We start from the raw sequence: 15,019 nt of genomic DNA on the forward strand, positions 1-15,019 counted from the left end.
ACGGGGTAACCGACGAATGACCCGCGAACCGCGCTTTGGCGCCCTCGCCGCCGACGCCCGCTGGCAAAAGGCGTGGGAGGCGGCGAACAGCTTTGCCACGACCGATAGCGAAGATCGGCCCAAGGCCTATATCCTCGAGATGTTCCCTTATCCCTCGGGGCGCATCCATATGGGCCATGTCCGCAACTATGCGATGGGCGACGTCCTCGCGCGCTTCAAGCGGATGACGGGGCACGATGTGCTTCACCCGATGGGCTGGGACGCGTTCGGCATGCCCGCCGAAAATGCCGCGATGGAAAAGGGCGTCCACCCCGGCGGCTGGACGCGCGACAATATCGCGTCGATGCGCGCGCAGCTGAAGCGCCTCGGTCTCGCGATCGACTGGAGCCGCGAGCTCGCGACGTGCGAACCCGATTATTATGGGCAGGAACAGGCGCTGTTCCTCGACCTGTTCGCCGCGGGGCTCGTCACGCGCAAGCACAGCTATGTGAACTGGGACCCCGTCGACATGACCGTGCTCGCGAACGAGCAGGTGATCGACGGCCGCGGCTGGCGCTCGGGCGCGCTCGTCGAGAAGAAAAAGCTGTCGCAGTGGTTTTTGAAGATCACCGACTTCGCCGACGAACTGCTCGAGGGGCTGGGCGCGCTCGAAAGCTGGCCCGACAAGGTCCGCCTGATGCAGGAGAACTGGATCGGCAAGTCGCAGGGGCTGGAGTTCAGCTTCAGGCTCGCTGGCGGCGCGCCCGGTTTCGACGTCTTCACGACGCGCCCCGACACGCTGTATGGCGCGAGCTTTGCGGCGATCTCGCCCGACCATCCGCTCGCCGAGCGGCTCGCGAAGGATTCGCCCGAGCTCGCGGCGTTCATCGAGGATTGCCGCCGTCAGGGCACCGCGGCCGAACAGATCGACACCGCCGAGAAGATGGGCTTCGACACCGGCATCGCGGTCGAGCATCCGCTCGACCCGAACTGGCACCTGCCCGTCTGGGTCGTGAACTATGTGCTGATGGACTATGGCACCGGCGCGATCTTCGGCTGCCCGGCGCACGATCAGCGCGACCTCGACTTCGCGCATAAATATGGGCTGCAGGTCCACCGCGTGATCGCCGACGGCGACGAGACCGCGCAGCATTTCACCGGGACCGAAGCCTATACCGGCCCCGGCAAGCTGGTGAACAGCCACTTCCTCGACGGCATGAGCATCGACGAAGCGAAGGCCGCCGTCATCGCGCGCGCCGAGCATGAGGGCTGGGGCAAGGGCACCACGGTATGGCGCCTGCGCGACTGGGGCGTTTCGCGCCAGCGTTACTGGGGGACGCCGATCCCCTTCATCCATTGCCATACGTGCGGCACGGTGCCGGTGCCCAAGAACCAGCTTCCCGTCGTCCTGCCCGAGGATGTCGATTTCTCGGTTCCCGGCAATCCGCTCGATCGCCATCCGACGTGGAAGCATGTCCATTGCCCCAGCTGCGGCGGTGACGCGGTGCGCGAAACCGACACGCTCGACACTTTCGTCGATTCGAGCTGGTATTTCCTGCGTTTCGCCAGCTCGCCGTCGGACAAGCCCTTCGATCCCGAGGTGATCCGCCGCTGGCTGCCCGTCGACCAATATATCGGCGGCATCGAGCATGCGATCCTCCACCTTCTCTACGCGCGCTTCTGGACGCGCGCGCTCAAGAAGATGGGGATGATCGACATCGCCGAGCCCTTCGCGAGCCTGTTCACGCAGGGCATGGTGACGCACGAAACCTACAGCCGCGTGCAGGGCGAGGGGCTGCCGCCGCTCTACTTCACCCCCGAGGAGATCGAGCGCAAGCCCGATGGCGCGATCCTGACCGCCGACGGCTATACCGTCGATGTCGGCCGCGTGATCAAGATGTCGAAGTCGAAGAAGAATGTCGTCGATCCCGACGCCATCCTCGACCAGTACGGCGCCGACGCCGCGCGCTGGTTCATGCTGTCGGACAGCCCGCCCGAGCGCGACCTGCCGTGGAGCGAGGCGGGCATCGAGGGCGCGTGGCGCTTCGTCCAGCGCTTGTGGCGGATCTTCGGCGACACCGAAAATGTCGGCGACGGCGCGGAGGACTTGGGCCTTGCACGCAAGCTCCATCAGGCGATCGCCGGCGTTGCCGCCGACATCGAGGCGCTCGGCTTCAACAAGGCGGTCGCCAAGGTCCACGCGCTCGCGAACGAGATCGAGAAAGCCAAGCCCTCGGCGACCCGCGCCGAGGCGTGCCGCACCCTCATCCTGCTCGTCGCACCGATGCTGCCGCACCTCGCCGAAGAGGCATGGGCCGCGCTTCCCGCTGGCCAGCGCACGACCGCGATGATCGCCGATGCCGCTTGGCCCGCCGCCGATCCGGCACTGCTCGTCGATGACGAGGTGACAATCGCGATCCAGATGGCGGGTAAGCTGCGCGATACGATGACGCTCGCCAAAGGCCTCGACAAGGATGCGGTGGAAGCCGCGGCGCTCGCGCGCCCGCGCATCGTCGAGCTGCTCGCCGGCGCCGCGCCGAAGAAGGTCATTGTGGTCCCCGACCGTTTGGTGAATATCGTTCCCTGATGCGCAACCTGCTGACCTCTTGCCTCGTCGCTGCTTCGCTGCTTGTCGGCGGCTGCGGGCTCCGCCCGCTCTATGCGAACGGCAGCAAGGGGCCGGTGGCGCAAGTGCTCGCCGACGTCGATGTCGCAGCGATCGAGGGGCATAACGGCTGGCTCGTCCGCAACGCGCTCCGCGACCGGCTCCAGGCGACGCAGGGCGGCGAGGGTGCGGGCAAGCGCCTCCGCCTCGACGTCCGGCTCGAGGATTCGATCACCGGCTTCGGCGTCCGCGCCGACGATACGGTAACGCGCGAACGGCGGACGCTGCGCGCACGCTATCAACTCGTCGACGCAGCTTCGGGCGAAGTGCTGCTCGACGCGACGGCCTTCTCCGATGCGGGGATCGACGTCGTCGGCAGCGAATATGCGACGATCGCGGCCGAATCCTCGGCGCTCGAACGCCTCGCCTCGGCGGTCGCCGACCAGATCGTCGCGCGCCTCGCCGTCTTTGCGAACCGCGGCGGCGGACAACCGGCTGCTGTGCCCGCCCCGACACCCGCAGGGCAATGAAGAGCGTCAAACCGAACGAACTCGAACGCCTCTCGCGCCTCGACCCCGCGGTTCGTTTCACCCTCCTCACCGGCCCCGACGAAGCGACGATGGAAGCCGTCGCGAGCCATTTGATCGGGCTCGCGGGCAAGGACGCCGAACGGCTCGACCTGACGGGATCGCAGCTGTCGCAGGACCCGTCGCTGCTCGCCGCCGAAGCCGCATCGATGTCGCTTTTCTCGTCGGCGCGCGTGATCAAGGTCGAATTGTCGGGCAGCGGCGACGACGGCCTTGCGGCGGTCGAGGCGCTGCTCGCCGCCGAAACCGCGATCAACCCGGTGATCGCGACCGGCGCCTCGGTCACCGCCAAGTCGAAACTCGTCAAGCTGGTCGAAGGCTCGGATCATGCCGTCGCCGCGATCTGCTACCAGCCCGACCGCCGCGCGCTCGTCGGCATCGCGATGGGCGCGGGGCAGGAACAGGGGCTGCGGCTCGCCAATGCCGAGGCGCAATTGCTCGTCGACCTCGTCTCGGGCGATCAGGCGCTGATGCGGCGCGAGATCGAGAAGATCGCGCTCTATCTCGATGCGGGTCCCGACCGGCAGCGGCAAGTGACCGCGGCCGACATCGCCGCGCTCGGCGCCGCGACGCACGAGGAGGATGTCAGCGAGTGCATCAATGTCGCGCTCGGCGGCAAGGTGCGCGAAATGCCCGAGATGCTGGCCAAGGCGACCGCGGTCGGGGTCGCCGAAATCCGCATCATCCGCGCGCTCGCGATCCGTGCGATGGCGCTCGCGCGGCTGCGCGCCGAGGTTGACGGCGGCGCGCATCCCGCGACGGTCGTGTCGGCGCGCACCAGCGGGATTTTCTGGAAGGAGCGCGACGCGGTGACCGCGCAGCTCCATATCTGGGATTCGGTCCGCATCGCGCGGCTGATGAGCCGGCTGCTCGATTGCGAGCGCGCGCTCAAGGCGTCGGGCACCGCGGGCGCGGTGCTGTTCCGCAAGCTGATGACCGACATCGCGCACCAGGCCGCACGGGCGCGATAGGGCAAGGTCGCTTCCGACCGGAAGCGGCCGTTAGCGAACGAGCCCAAATCTTTGCTCCATACGTTCCAGAGCAACTTCAAATTCCGACATGCCTTGCGCGAAGGCCGATCTCACTAAGCCCCTGTCGCTCACGCATCTCAGAGCGGGAATAACTTCCAAGCCGGGATCGGTTCCGTTTTCAGCCTCGTAAGCCTTCTTCAATCGTTCAATTCGCTTTTTGTAACGCCGGTCGAAGAACGCTTCCTGCTGGCTACGGGTGGATTTATCGCACGCCATCTTCCCTTTGTTGATTGGATGGTCATACCAAAGGAAAGCCGCCAGCGTTTGTTCGCCTCCAGACGATGAAGCTTCGGCGGATTCAACCGCTTGGAATGCCAACGCCAAGACTATCGTTGTGCCGATCACGCCCATGAGCCATCTAGTACCATGATGCGCCAGCATCGAAACTGGAAATGTCCGCTTCCCACCCCAAAGCGGACATCACCCAAAGGAAAGGGCCTGACGCGACAGTGCCCGGCCGCGGCAGGCCCTCCCTACGCCCTCCCCAAAGCGGGGAGGGGGAGAGACGGTCAGAACTGGCCGCGCAATGTCACGCCGTACGTGCGCGGTTCGCCGGGGAAGCCGACGAACAGCTGGTTCGCGGTGCCCGCCAGCCCCGAGGAAGCGGGCGCCGCGACGGCGCGGAAGGTGCCGCCGCCCTGCAGCGGCATGTCGGCGCCGATCTGGTAATATGTCTTGTTGAGCAGATTCTGGCCCCACAGCTCGATGCCCCAGCGCCGCTCGGGCCCGTAAAGGCCGATGCGGCCGTTGAAGATCGCGAAACCGTCCTGGATCTTTTCGACGTCGAGGTCGGACCCGGTGTTGGTGTCGCTTTGCAGGCGCGTGTCGAGATATACGAGCGCGCTCATCCCCGAACTGCCGATCGGCGGCGTCCAGCTGATCCCCGCGGTCGCGACATAGCGCGGCGCGTTCGACACGCCGCGGCCGGGAAGCTGGAACAGCACCGGCGATAGCGGCCGACCGCCTGTGCCCACCAGATTGCGGCGATAAAGGGTGTCGACCCAGGTCAGCCCCATATTGACCGACACATAACGCGCGGGGCGCATGAACGCCTCGATCTCGACCCCCTTCGACCGCACGCCGGGTTTCAGCCGGTCCGAGGGGCAGGCGCCGGTCGCCGCGAACCCGTCCGAATCGGCGCCGTTCAAATCGTCCTTGCACGCCTGGATGTTGGTGACCTCGAAATTGACGCCGTTGAAGGTGTTGAGCTGGTAATTGCTATACTCCTGATAGAAAGCCGCGACATTGACGTCGATCCCGGGGCCGTCCCATTTGATGCCGAGTTCATAGGCATCGACCTTTTCGCTCGCGAACTGCAGGTCGCTTGCCTCGGGCCGGCCGTTGCCCGGCGTGTTGGCGGGTAGTGCCAGCCGCGCCGCGCACGCTGGGTCGAAGGTCGTGTTGCATGTCCGGTCGAGCGCCGAGAAGTCGAGGTTGAAGCCGCCCGCCTTATAGCCCTTCGATGCCGATCCATAGACGAGCCATTCGGGCGCGGGTTTCCAGCTCAGCACCGCGGTTCCGGTCCATTCATTATCCTTGAACTTCGTCCCCGCGCTGCCGCGCGGCAGGTCGGGCGCGGTGCTGTTGATCACGCACGGCAAGGTCGCGAGCGACTGGAAGGGCGAATTGACGATCAACGGGCAGATCGCATTGTTGAAATTCGCGTCGGCATCCAATGTCTTGCGCTCGCTCGTGTAACGCGCGCCGATCGTGAAGGTCAGCACGTCGGGAACGATGTCGAAGCTGTTGTGCGTGAAGACCGCGAAGTTGCGGCTGCGCTGCGCAAAGGTCGATCCCTGATTGCCGGTGCCGTTGATCGCGAGCGCGGGCTGGCCGAGTGCCGCCGCGAGCGAGCCGAAGCCCGGGCGCGCCGGATTGGCGATCAGCGCCTGCAGCAGCGATCGCGTCGCGCCCGGGGGCAGCACCGCGATCGTCCCCTGCACCACGGGCACGTTCACGCACGAGGGGTTGGAGGGCAGCACCGCCGAGGGCAGCGCGCCCGCGAAGAGCAGGCAATTGGCGAATTGTTCGTAGTTGTTGCCGTAGACAATGTCGTCGTCGACATCGAGTTTCTCGTTCGCATAATAGCCGCCGATCAGCCAGTCGAGCCGCCCGTCGAACACCTCGCCCTGCAACCGGACTTCCTGCGTGAACAGCCGGAACCGGCGGTCGAGGTCGGTGCGGCGCAGGATGTCGAGCGCGCTGAAGTCGGCGTCCTGGCCCTGCGCATTCTTGTAATCGCGATAAGCGGTGATCGAGGTCAATGTCGCCGCGCCAAGCTCCCAGTTCAGCTCACCCGACACACCCCAATCCTTGGTGTCCGAGCGATAGGTGACCCCGGGCGTCGTCGACTGCCGCCGAATGAACGGCGTACCCGCCGGCGGAACCTGATGGTTCGAGCCCAAGGCCTGCAGGATCGGCAGCAGCGTATTGGCCGATGCGACGGGAAAGCCATCGGGTCCGCGCGTCAGGTTGCGCACGGGATTGAGCAGGACGCCGCCGCAGCAATTTTCGTTGCGCTTGCTATAATCGGCGATCAGGCGGAATTTCAGCGTCTCGCTCGGTTCGAACAGCAATTGTCCGCGCGCCAGCCAGCGATCGCGGTCGTTGATGTCGGGTTCGCCCGCCGTCGCATTGTCGATGAAACCGTCGCGTTTCTGCCAGACACCGTCGATGCGTGCCGCCACCTTGTCGCCGAGCGGCGCGTTGAGCATGCCGTCGACGCGCCAATAGTCGTAATTGCCATAGGATATCGAACCCTTGGCGCCGAAGCGGCCGAGCTCGGGGCCCTTGGTGACGATGTTGATCAGCCCCGCGGTCGAGTTGCGTCCGAACAAGGTGCCCTGCGGCCCGCGTAGCACCTCGACGCGCTCGATGTCGCCGAGTTCGGACAGGCCCACGCCCGTCCGGCTGCGATAGACGCCGTCGATGAACAGGCCGACCGACGATTCGAGGCCGGGATTTTCGCCGACCGTCCCGATGCCGCGGATACGCGCCGAGAAATTGACTTCGCTCGTCGCGCCCGACACGAGCAGCGACGGCGCGACCTGCCCCAGCGCACGCACGTCGGTCGCGCCGGTCTTTTCGAGCGTGTCGCCCGTGACCGCCGAAACCGCGATCGGCACATCGGACAGCGCCTCGCTGCGCCGCGTCGCGGTGACGATGATCGTTTCGTCGTTCGTCGTGGTGCCGGCTTCCTGCGCCGTGGCAGGCGCGGCCCACAGGGCGAGGACAAGCGGCAGGCCCGCGGCGTTGCTACGCAGCAGGCGGGTACGGCGGGAACAGTTTTTCATGGGTTTGGCCCTCCTCCACAGGTGTGTTTTCGCGGGAGAGCGTCACGATATTCTATTTGCGGCCAGCCTATCACGGCCGGGCCGCGCCAAGCCAGCGTAACCCGTTCCGTAACGTCATTGGGCGGCCATGCGCGGCATTTATGTCACAGCTGTCAGATGTGACGGGTTGACTTGTCCGGGCAAAAGAAAAGGGGCGGAACAGCATGTGTCCCGCCCCCGATAGTCCATAATTCGCTGATACTTAGAACTTGCCGCGCAGCGTCACGCCATAGGTTCTGGGTTCGGCGAGGAACTGCGAGAAGATCTGGCGGCCGCCCGGATATTGCGGGTCGGCAAAGGCGGCGGTCGCCGAGGTCGCACCTTCCTGGAAGGGCGAGTTGAACGCGACCTGGGCATATTGCTTGTTGAAGATATTCTGGCCCCAGAATTCGATTCCCCATTTCTCGTCGGGACCGCGAATGCCGATGCGCGCGTTGAACAGTGCATAGCCATTCTGTTCCTTCTGCGGGAACAGGTCCGACCCGGTGTTATAATCGCCGGTCATGCGGCCATCGATATAGACGAGGCCGGTCAGCCCGCTGCTGCCGATGTCGGGCGTCCAGGCGATGCTGCCGGTCGCGACCAGTTCGGGCGCGTTCGACAGATTGTTGCCTGGCAGCAGGCGCAGCGCCTGATCGAGCGGGGCGCCCGAATTATTGCCGACCAGCTGACCGCGATATTTGGTCTTCGCATAGGTCAGGCCGGCGGTCATGCGGAAGCTGCGCGCCGGAACGAGCGAGGCTTCGAGTTCGAAGCCTTCCGACCGGACCCCATGGCTGACGTCGTCCGAGGGGCACGCGCCCGTCGTTGCCGCCGCGGCGTTGAAGTTCGGCGCACCGGTGAACTTGCTCTGGTCGCGGTCGCCGCCGGCGAGATCGCTGTCGCAGCCGTTGACGTTCTGGACAAGGAAGACGGTGCCGTTGAACGTGTTGAGCTGGAAGCTCGAGAAGTCCGACCGGAAGAAGGTCAGGCCGAGGCCGAACGGACCGGTCGCATATTTGGCGCCGAGTTCATAGCTGTCGACCTTTTCGGGATCGAACTGCAGGTTGCCGACCAGCCCCTGCGCGCCGCCGGGGGTCGCCGCGAACGGCAGGATCGGCGATTTCAACGCCGAGCGGTCGAGGTTGAAGCCACCCGCCTTATAGCCGCGCGAATAGCTCGCATAGACCATCAGGTCGTCGACCGGCTTGTACGACAGGATCGCGGTGCCGGTCCATTCATCCTCGCTGCGCTTGTCGTTGATCGACACATTGTTGAGCTCGGCGGTCGAATTGCCCTGGCAGCCGAGGCCGATCAGGCCGCCCGCGACGGCGCGGATGGTCGCGTTCGGGCTCGACAGATCGTCGAGCAACCGGCCCTGGATCACCTGACAGGCGGTGTTGTCGTTGGTGAAGGTCGCCGAGAACTTCTTCTTGTCGTTGGTGTAACGGACGCCGAAGGTGAAATCGAGCTTGTCGGTGATGTGGAAGATATTGTGCGTGAACAGCGCCCAATTCTTGCCATTCTGGCGATAGACGTCGTTGATGCTGCCCTTGTCGCTGATCCCGTCGAGCGCCGCGAGGCTCGCGACGATATCGGGGCCGGCGGCGGGACCGAAGGCGCCCAGCAGCGTTGCCTGGCCGACGCCCGGGATGATGCACGACGGGCTGGCCGGCGAATAGAGGCCCGAGAGCGCGGTGCCCGTGATCAGGCGGCACGCCGCGAACCGGCCATATTGTGTGCCGAAGCGCAGATTGTCGCGCACCCGCAGCTTTTCATCGGCGTAGAAGCCGCCGACGAGCCAGTCGAGCTTGCCGTCGAAAGCTTCGCCCTGCAGGCGCAGTTCCTGCGTGAAGGTGTGGAACTGGCGATAGGCGTCCTTGTCGGGCGCGCGATAGAGGATGTCGACCGTGCCATAATCGACGTCGCCGGCCTGGCTCGACCGATATTCGCGGTACGCGGTGATCGAGGTCAGCGTCGCGCCGCCGAAATCATAATCGATCTGGCCCGAGAAGCCGTAATCTTTCGTCTTGCCGGCAAAGCTGCGCCCCGGGGTGACCGAAATGTCGCGGCTGTAACCCTGGTTGAACGCACCGACCGACTGGCCGAGGTCGCGCAGCACGTTGATGATATTGTTCGACGTCGGGGTTGCGCCCGCGCCGACGGCGGTCGGGGTGTTGAGATTGCCGATATATTGGTTGACGCTCGGCCCGACATAGGTCGCCGCGCAGCATTCCTCGTCGCGCGAGGTGTAGTCGGCGATCAGGCGGACCGACAGCGCATCGGTCGGTTCGAACAGCAATTGGCCGCGCAGGAAATAGCGGTCGCGGTTGTTGACGTCGCGATTGTTCGCGGTGTCCTTGTAGAAACCGTCGCGCTTGACCCACACGCCGTCGAGGCGCGCCGCGAGCGTTTCGCCGAGCGGGCCGGTGACGCTGCCGCCGAGACGCCAATAATCATAATTGCCATAGGTGACCTCACCCGTGGCGCCGAAGTTGAAATCGGGCTTTTTCGAATAGATGCTGATCAGGCCCGCCGACGAGTTGCGGCCGCCGAGCGTGCCCTGCGGGCCGCGCTGCACTTCGATCCGGTCGATTTCGCCGAGCTCGTTGAGGCCGATGCCCGACCGCGAGCGATAGACGCCGTCGATGAACACGGGGACCGAGCTTTCGAGGCCGGGGTTGTCGCCGACGGTGCCGATGCCGCGGATACGCGCCGAGCCATTGGCTTCCGAGCCGGTCGACGAGACGAGCAGCGACGGGGCGAGCTGGTTCAGCTGGCGAATGTCGTTCGCGCCGCTGTTCTGCAGCGTTTCGGCGCTGACCGCCGAGATCGCGACCGGCACCTCGGAGAGCAGCTGCGAGCGGCCCTGCGCGGTGACGATGATCGGGGTGTTGTCGCTGTCGTCGGTCGCGGTGTCGGCCGGCGCGTCTTGCGCCAAGGCGGGAACCGAGAACGCCGCCATGGCAAGCGATACGCCGAGCGCGCTGGTGCGCATAAATCGGGCAGCACGAAGGGAAGATGATTTCATATCGGGCACTCCTCTCAACATTTATTTATTTTTGTTGCGGTCGGAGCATAACTCAATTGCGCGGCCGATCCAGCGGGGGGCACGTATTTGCGTCGTTTTTGGCGGGGTGATGCTTTTTGGCCACAGGCGGAAAAGCGCCTGTTCGGCGGGGCTTAGGGGCTAGCGAACGGCAAGCGCGCGGCTTGCCGTAGCGTCATCGGCCGCCCGGCCGGGGCAAGGAAAGCAGAGCCGGCGGCCGCGCGCGACCAGCATCGCCTCATACGCACCGGAAAAATTCGCGGCGATGACCGCGTCTTCGACCGCGAGCCCGCCCGTGAGCGCGCCGAAAGCGGGAAGGATCAGGCGCTGTCCATCGCCCGCGAAGCAGGGGCGCGACACATGCCGGCCGCGGATGTTGAGCCGCAATTTGGGATGGAAATGCCCCGAAACCTCGGGGCGCGTTTCATGGGGCAGGCTTTGGTGGCGAAAAACGATCCCGTCGATCACCAGCTCGTCGGCGACCTCGCCGCCCCACGCGCCGCCGGAGAGCCCGTCGTGATTGCCCGCGATCCACAGCAGTTTCGCCGACGCCGCCTGCCCGAACAGGCGTTCGGCGACCGCGGGGACGATGCGCTCGGCCGCGCCCCGATCATGAAAACTGTCGCCGAGGCACCAGATCGCGCGCGCGCCGGTTTCGGCCGCGAGCGCCGCGAGCCGGTCGAGCGTGTCGTGGCTGTCATAGGGCGGCAATGGCTGGCCGAGCGCGGCGTACCAGCTCGCTTTCTCCAGATGCAGGTCGGCGACGATCAGCGCGCCGTGGCGCGGCCAGAACAGCGCCCGGTCGGCCAGCATCTGAAACTGCTGGCCTGCAAAATCGAAGGTCGCGGCGGCGGACATGCGCCCGCTATGACCGCGCTGCTGCCCGGCCGCAAGCGGACTAACCGCCCGCCGCGATCCCATTTGCGGCGAAGCGTTGGCCGGACTCGCGATGCGCGCCGTCGGGCAGGTCGAACACGACGCGCTTGTTCGGGAAGTCGATTTCGACCCGGTCGAACAGCGACAGGCTGTCCATCCCCAGCAGCAGGGCGGGCCGTTCGTGCAGGCCCAGCACGCGGAACGCCTGGCCGTCGGCGAAACTCACCGGCAGGTCGTTGACGTCCATGCCGTTGATCACGATGCGCTTGATCGCGGTGCGCGTTGCGGGCACCGCCTCGCCCGTGATCGCGTCGAGGATCGTCGGCTCAAAGGGAAAACGGTTGGCGCGCTTGCTCGCGACCAGCCTTTGCAACGCCATATTGCCGACGCTCGTCTGCGCTCCGGTGTCGACGATCACGTCGATGCGCTTGCCGTTCAACCGCGCGTCGGACAGGATCAGGCGCCCGGCCGAATTGCGCGCGGTGACGACGATCGCATCATCATCCTTGATGAGCGACGGCGCGCGGCGCCGCGTTTCCAATATCTGCATGCTTTCCTTGCGGAAATCGATCAGCACGCGCCGTTCTTCGAGCATGTCGACCCCGATCAGCCCCGCGGCGCCGATATGCCGCCCGAAAAAGGCGGGCGCTTCGACCGAGGCGAGGTGCAGGTTCGACATCTGCAGCGCGGCGACGCGGTAGCTGGGCACCGTCGCCGCGCCGCCGATCGTGGCGAGCCGTAACTTCGCCCCCTCAGCCAGTCCCAGCCTTTGGGCGAGTTCGCGGGCGATCACCGTTCGCTCGGCGCCGGTGTCGACGAGGAAGGAGAAGGGGCCCTTGCCCCCGACCATGACCTTTACCGACATGCGCCGCGATGCATCAAGGTCGAACGGCTGGATAAAGGGCACCACCGTCACCGGCGGTGCGACGGCTTCGCCGGCCGGGGCCGGAACGGGGGGCGGATCGGCGGGAGCCGGGGTCGCGCCGATCAGCGCGGGGGCGGCGAGCAGCAGCGCGAACAGGACGGACCGCTGGATAGCTTGGGTCATCGCTGGCATCCTCTATATATTTTGTCGCAATCTACGCCTCATCGGGCCGTGCAGCAAGCGAAACGCCGGTCACTGGTCGAGGCGCATCGCCCGTTCGGCGAGTGTGTCGGCCAGCTCGCCCAGCAACGCATCGTCGATATCGGCAGCCGCGACATTTTCGCGCCCGATCAGCACCAGCACCGGGATCGCGAGCGGGCTGATCCTCTCGAGCGTCCGGTGCAGCATCGTCCCCGCCGCGCGGTCGAGCAGGTCGCCGAGCCGCGCGACGTCGGTCAGCCGTTCGCGCGCATCGGCCCAGGCGGCTTCGAGCAGCAGATGGTCGGGTTCATATTTGCGCAGCACGTCGAAGATCAGGTCGGTCGAAAAGGTCACCTGCTTGCCCGTCTTGCGCTTGCCCGGATGCTGGCGCTCGATCAGCCCGCCGATCACCGCGACCTCGCGAAAGGCGCGCTTGAGCAAATGCGAACTTTCGACCCACTCGACGAACTCTTCGGACAATATCTCGGAATCGAACAGATTTTGCGGATGCAAGACGGGCCGCAGCGACCAGATCGCGATCGCATAGTCCGACGCGACGAAGCCCAGCGGCTGCAACCCCGCACGCTCCATCCGCTTGGTGATCAGCATGCCCAGCGACTGGTGCGCGTTCCACCCCTCGAACGGATAGCAGACGAGATAATGATTGCCCTCGTGCGGGAAGGTCTCGACGAGCAGCTCGCCCGGGCGCGGCAGCGCCGAACGCAGCGCCTGCATCTCCAGCCAGAAGCGCACATCCTCCGGAAAACGCCGCCAGCTCGCCGGATCGGCAAGGAAACCGCGCACCCGGTCGGCGAGCCGCGTCGTCAGCGCCATGCGCGCGCCCATATAGCTCGGGATGCGCGCCGGCCGCGTTGTCGCGCGGACATAAAGGTCGGTGTCGCGGATGCTTTCGACCTCGAGGCTGAGCCCGGCAAAGGCGAAGGTGTCGCCCGGCGTCAGCGTGCTCGCGAAATATTCCTCGACGCTCCCCAATCGCCGCCCGTTTTTGAACCGCACGTCGAGCGTCGGCGCATCGACGATGATCCCCGCGTTCAGCCGGTGCCGCGCGGCGAGCTGCGGATGCGCGATCCGCCAGCCGCCTTGCCCGTCGGGCGCGAGCCGGCGGAAGCGGTCATAGCTTTTGAGCGCATATCCGCCGTCGCGCACGAAGCCGAGCAGCCGCGCGAAGGTCGGCGCATCGATCCATTGATACGCCGCCGCCGAGCGGATTTCGGCGAGCAAGCCATCTTCCTTGAACGACGCCGCGCACGCGAGCGCCATCACATGCTGCGCGAGCACGTCGAGCGCGCCGGGGCGAAAGCGGTCGGCGTCGCGCTCGCCCGCCTCGACGGCGTCCAAAGCCGCGCGCGCCTCGAGATATTCGAAGCGGTTGCCCGGTACGATCAGCGCCTTGCTCGGCTCGTCGAGCCGGTGGTTCGCGCGCCCGATGCGCTGGAGCAGCCGCGACGAGCCTTTGGGCGCGCCCATCTGGATCACGCAATCGACGTCGCCCCAATCGAGCCCGAGGTCGAGGCTCGACGTCGCGACGAGCGCGCGCAGCCGTCCTTCGGCCATCGCCGCCTCGGCGCGCAGCCGCGCCTCGCGGTCGAGGCTGCCGTGGTGGATCGCGATCGGCAAGCTGAGGTCGTTGACCTTCCACAGCTCCTGAAAGGTCAGCTCGGCGAGCCCGCGCGTGTTGCAGAAGATGATCGTCGTGCGGTTCTTCGCGACCTCGTCCATCACCTGATGCACCGCCCAGCGCCCCGAATGGCCTGCCCATGGCACCGCGCCTTCGGGCAGCAATATGCCGATCTCGGGATCGGCGCCGGCTTCGCCCTCGACGAGCGTCACCGCTTCCGCATCGCCGCTCGGTGCCAGCCAGCTGCGATAGGCGGTGGTGTCGGCGATCGTCGCCGACAGGCCGACCCGGCGCAGCCCCGGCGCGATCGTCTGGAGCCGCGACAACGCGAGGCTCAGCAAATCGCCGCGTTTGCCGGGAGCGAAGGCGTGGATTTCGTCGATCACCACCGTCTTCAAATCGGCGAACATCGTGAAACTGTCGGGATAGGACAGTAGCAGCGACAGCGATTCGGGGGTCGTGAGCAGGATGTTCGGCGGGCGGCTGCGCTGGCGCGCCTTTTTGTCCGAGCTGGTGTCGCCGCTGCGGCTCTCGACGCTGATGTCGAGTTCCATCTCGGCGATGGGGCCAAGGAGGTTGCGTTCGACGTCGGCCGCGAGCGCTTTCAGCGGCGAGACATAGAGCGTGTGCAACCGGTCGGTCGGATGCCGCGCCAGATCGACGAGCGTCGGCAGGAAGCCCGACAAGGTCTTGCCCGCGCCCGTCGCCGCGACGAGCAACGCGCTCTCGCCGCGTTCGCCCGCGGCGAGCATATCGGCCTGATGCCGCCTGAGCCGCCACCCGCGCGCGGCGAACCAGTCGGTGAAAGGGGCGGGGAGCGGCATGTGTCGAACGTGGGGCGGCGAACCGTGCGGGGCAAGCTACTTCTCCCCTCCC

General features: G+C 66.1%; 9 protein-coding genes. 3 read left to right on the forward strand and 6 right to left on the reverse strand.

What is annotated here, in order from left to right; genetic code table 11:
- Positions 1–16 precede the first annotated feature (16 nt).
- From leuS to holA, 3 genes are read left to right on the forward strand one after another with little or no spacing between them, the layout of a single operon-like run.
- Positions 17–2,566, forward strand: a complete 2,550-nt coding sequence (gene leuS, locus FG91_RS13635; RefSeq protein WP_037515780.1) for a leucine--tRNA ligase — start codon at positions 17–19, stop codon at positions 2,564–2,566.
- The gene (gene lptE / locus FG91_RS13640; RefSeq protein WP_037515782.1) at positions 2,566–3,114 is read left to right on the forward strand and encodes an LPS assembly lipoprotein LptE; all 549 of its coding nucleotides are present in this window, start codon (positions 2,566–2,568) and stop codon (positions 3,112–3,114) included. The genes leuS and lptE overlap by 1 nt, the downstream gene beginning before the upstream one ends.
- On the forward strand, positions 3,111–4,142 hold the full coding sequence (gene holA / locus FG91_RS13645) for a DNA polymerase III subunit delta (RefSeq protein WP_037515785.1): 1,032 nt from the start codon (positions 3,111–3,113) through the stop codon (positions 4,140–4,142). Before lptE ends, holA begins: the two co-directional genes overlap by 4 nt.
- A 30-nt stretch (positions 4,143–4,172) precedes the next feature.
- Here holA and FG91_RS13650 read toward each other — a convergent pair whose 3' ends face one another.
- The 6 genes from FG91_RS13650 to FG91_RS13675 all read right to left on the reverse strand — a co-directional run bounded on the left by FG91_RS13650 (position 4,173) and on the right by FG91_RS13675 (position 14,967).
- The gene (locus FG91_RS13650) at positions 4,173–4,553 is read right to left on the reverse strand and encodes a hypothetical protein (protein WP_152568112.1); all 381 of its coding nucleotides are present in this window, start codon (positions 4,551–4,553) and stop codon (positions 4,173–4,175) included.
- A gap of 158 nt (positions 4,554–4,711) precedes the next feature.
- Positions 4,712–7,495, reverse strand: coding sequence for a TonB-dependent receptor (locus tag FG91_RS13655; protein WP_037515790.1), 2,784 nt, complete (start codon positions 7,493–7,495; stop codon positions 4,712–4,714).
- A 241-nt stretch (positions 7,496–7,736) separates the two neighbouring features.
- A complete protein-coding gene (locus tag FG91_RS13660) occupies positions 7,737–10,544 on the reverse strand; it encodes a TonB-dependent receptor (RefSeq protein WP_200878452.1) in 2,808 nt (935 codons plus the stop codon).
- Between the two features lie 159 nt (positions 10,545–10,703).
- The gene (pdeM, locus tag FG91_RS13665; protein WP_037515799.1) at positions 10,704–11,420 is read right to left on the reverse strand and encodes a ligase-associated DNA damage response endonuclease PdeM; all 717 of its coding nucleotides are present in this window, start codon (positions 11,418–11,420) and stop codon (positions 10,704–10,706) included.
- A 40-nt stretch (positions 11,421–11,460) separates the two neighbouring features.
- Positions 11,461–12,486, reverse strand: coding sequence for a retroviral-like aspartic protease family protein (locus tag FG91_RS13670; protein ID WP_037515802.1), 1,026 nt, complete (start codon positions 12,484–12,486; stop codon positions 11,461–11,463).
- 69 nt (positions 12,487–12,555) lie between these two features.
- Complete coding sequence (locus FG91_RS13675; RefSeq protein ID WP_037515804.1) at positions 12,556–14,967, reverse strand: ligase-associated DNA damage response DEXH box helicase; 2,412 nt, start codon at positions 14,965–14,967, stop codon at positions 12,556–12,558.
- Positions 14,968–15,019 lie beyond the last annotated feature (52 nt).

It is taken from the genome of Sphingopyxis sp. LC81 (assembly GCF_000756375.1).
GTDB lineage: Bacteria > Pseudomonadota > Alphaproteobacteria > Sphingomonadales > Sphingomonadaceae > Sphingopyxis.

What these genes read in the sequence shown, in the direction of transcription:
- pdeM (WP_037515799.1), bottom strand. Translation starts at nt 11,420, where the DNA reads ATGTCCGCCGCCGCGACCTTCGATTTTGCAGGCCAGCAGTTTCAGATG.
- leuS (WP_037515780.1), top strand. Translation starts at nt 17, where the DNA reads ATGACCCGCGAACCGCGCTTTGGCGCCCTCGCCGCCGACGCCCGCTGG.
- FG91_RS13675 (WP_037515804.1), bottom strand. Translation starts at nt 14,967, where the DNA reads ATGCCGCTCCCCGCCCCTTTCACCGACTGGTTCGCCGCGCGCGGGTGG.
- FG91_RS13670 (WP_037515802.1), bottom strand. Translation starts at nt 12,486, where the DNA reads ATGACCCAAGCTATCCAGCGGTCCGTCCTGTTCGCGCTGCTGCTCGCC.
- holA (WP_037515785.1), top strand. Translation starts at nt 3,111, where the DNA reads ATGAAGAGCGTCAAACCGAACGAACTCGAACGCCTCTCGCGCCTCGAC.
- FG91_RS13650 (WP_152568112.1), bottom strand. Translation starts at nt 4,553, where the DNA reads ATGGGCGTGATCGGCACAACGATAGTCTTGGCGTTGGCATTCCAAGCG.
- FG91_RS13655 (WP_037515790.1), bottom strand. Translation starts at nt 7,495, where the DNA reads ATGAAAAACTGTTCCCGCCGTACCCGCCTGCTGCGTAGCAACGCCGCG.
- FG91_RS13660 (WP_200878452.1), bottom strand. Translation starts at nt 10,544, where the DNA reads ATGAAATCATCTTCCCTTCGTGCTGCCCGATTTATGCGCACCAGCGCG.
- lptE (WP_037515782.1), top strand. Translation starts at nt 2,566, where the DNA reads ATGCGCAACCTGCTGACCTCTTGCCTCGTCGCTGCTTCGCTGCTTGTC.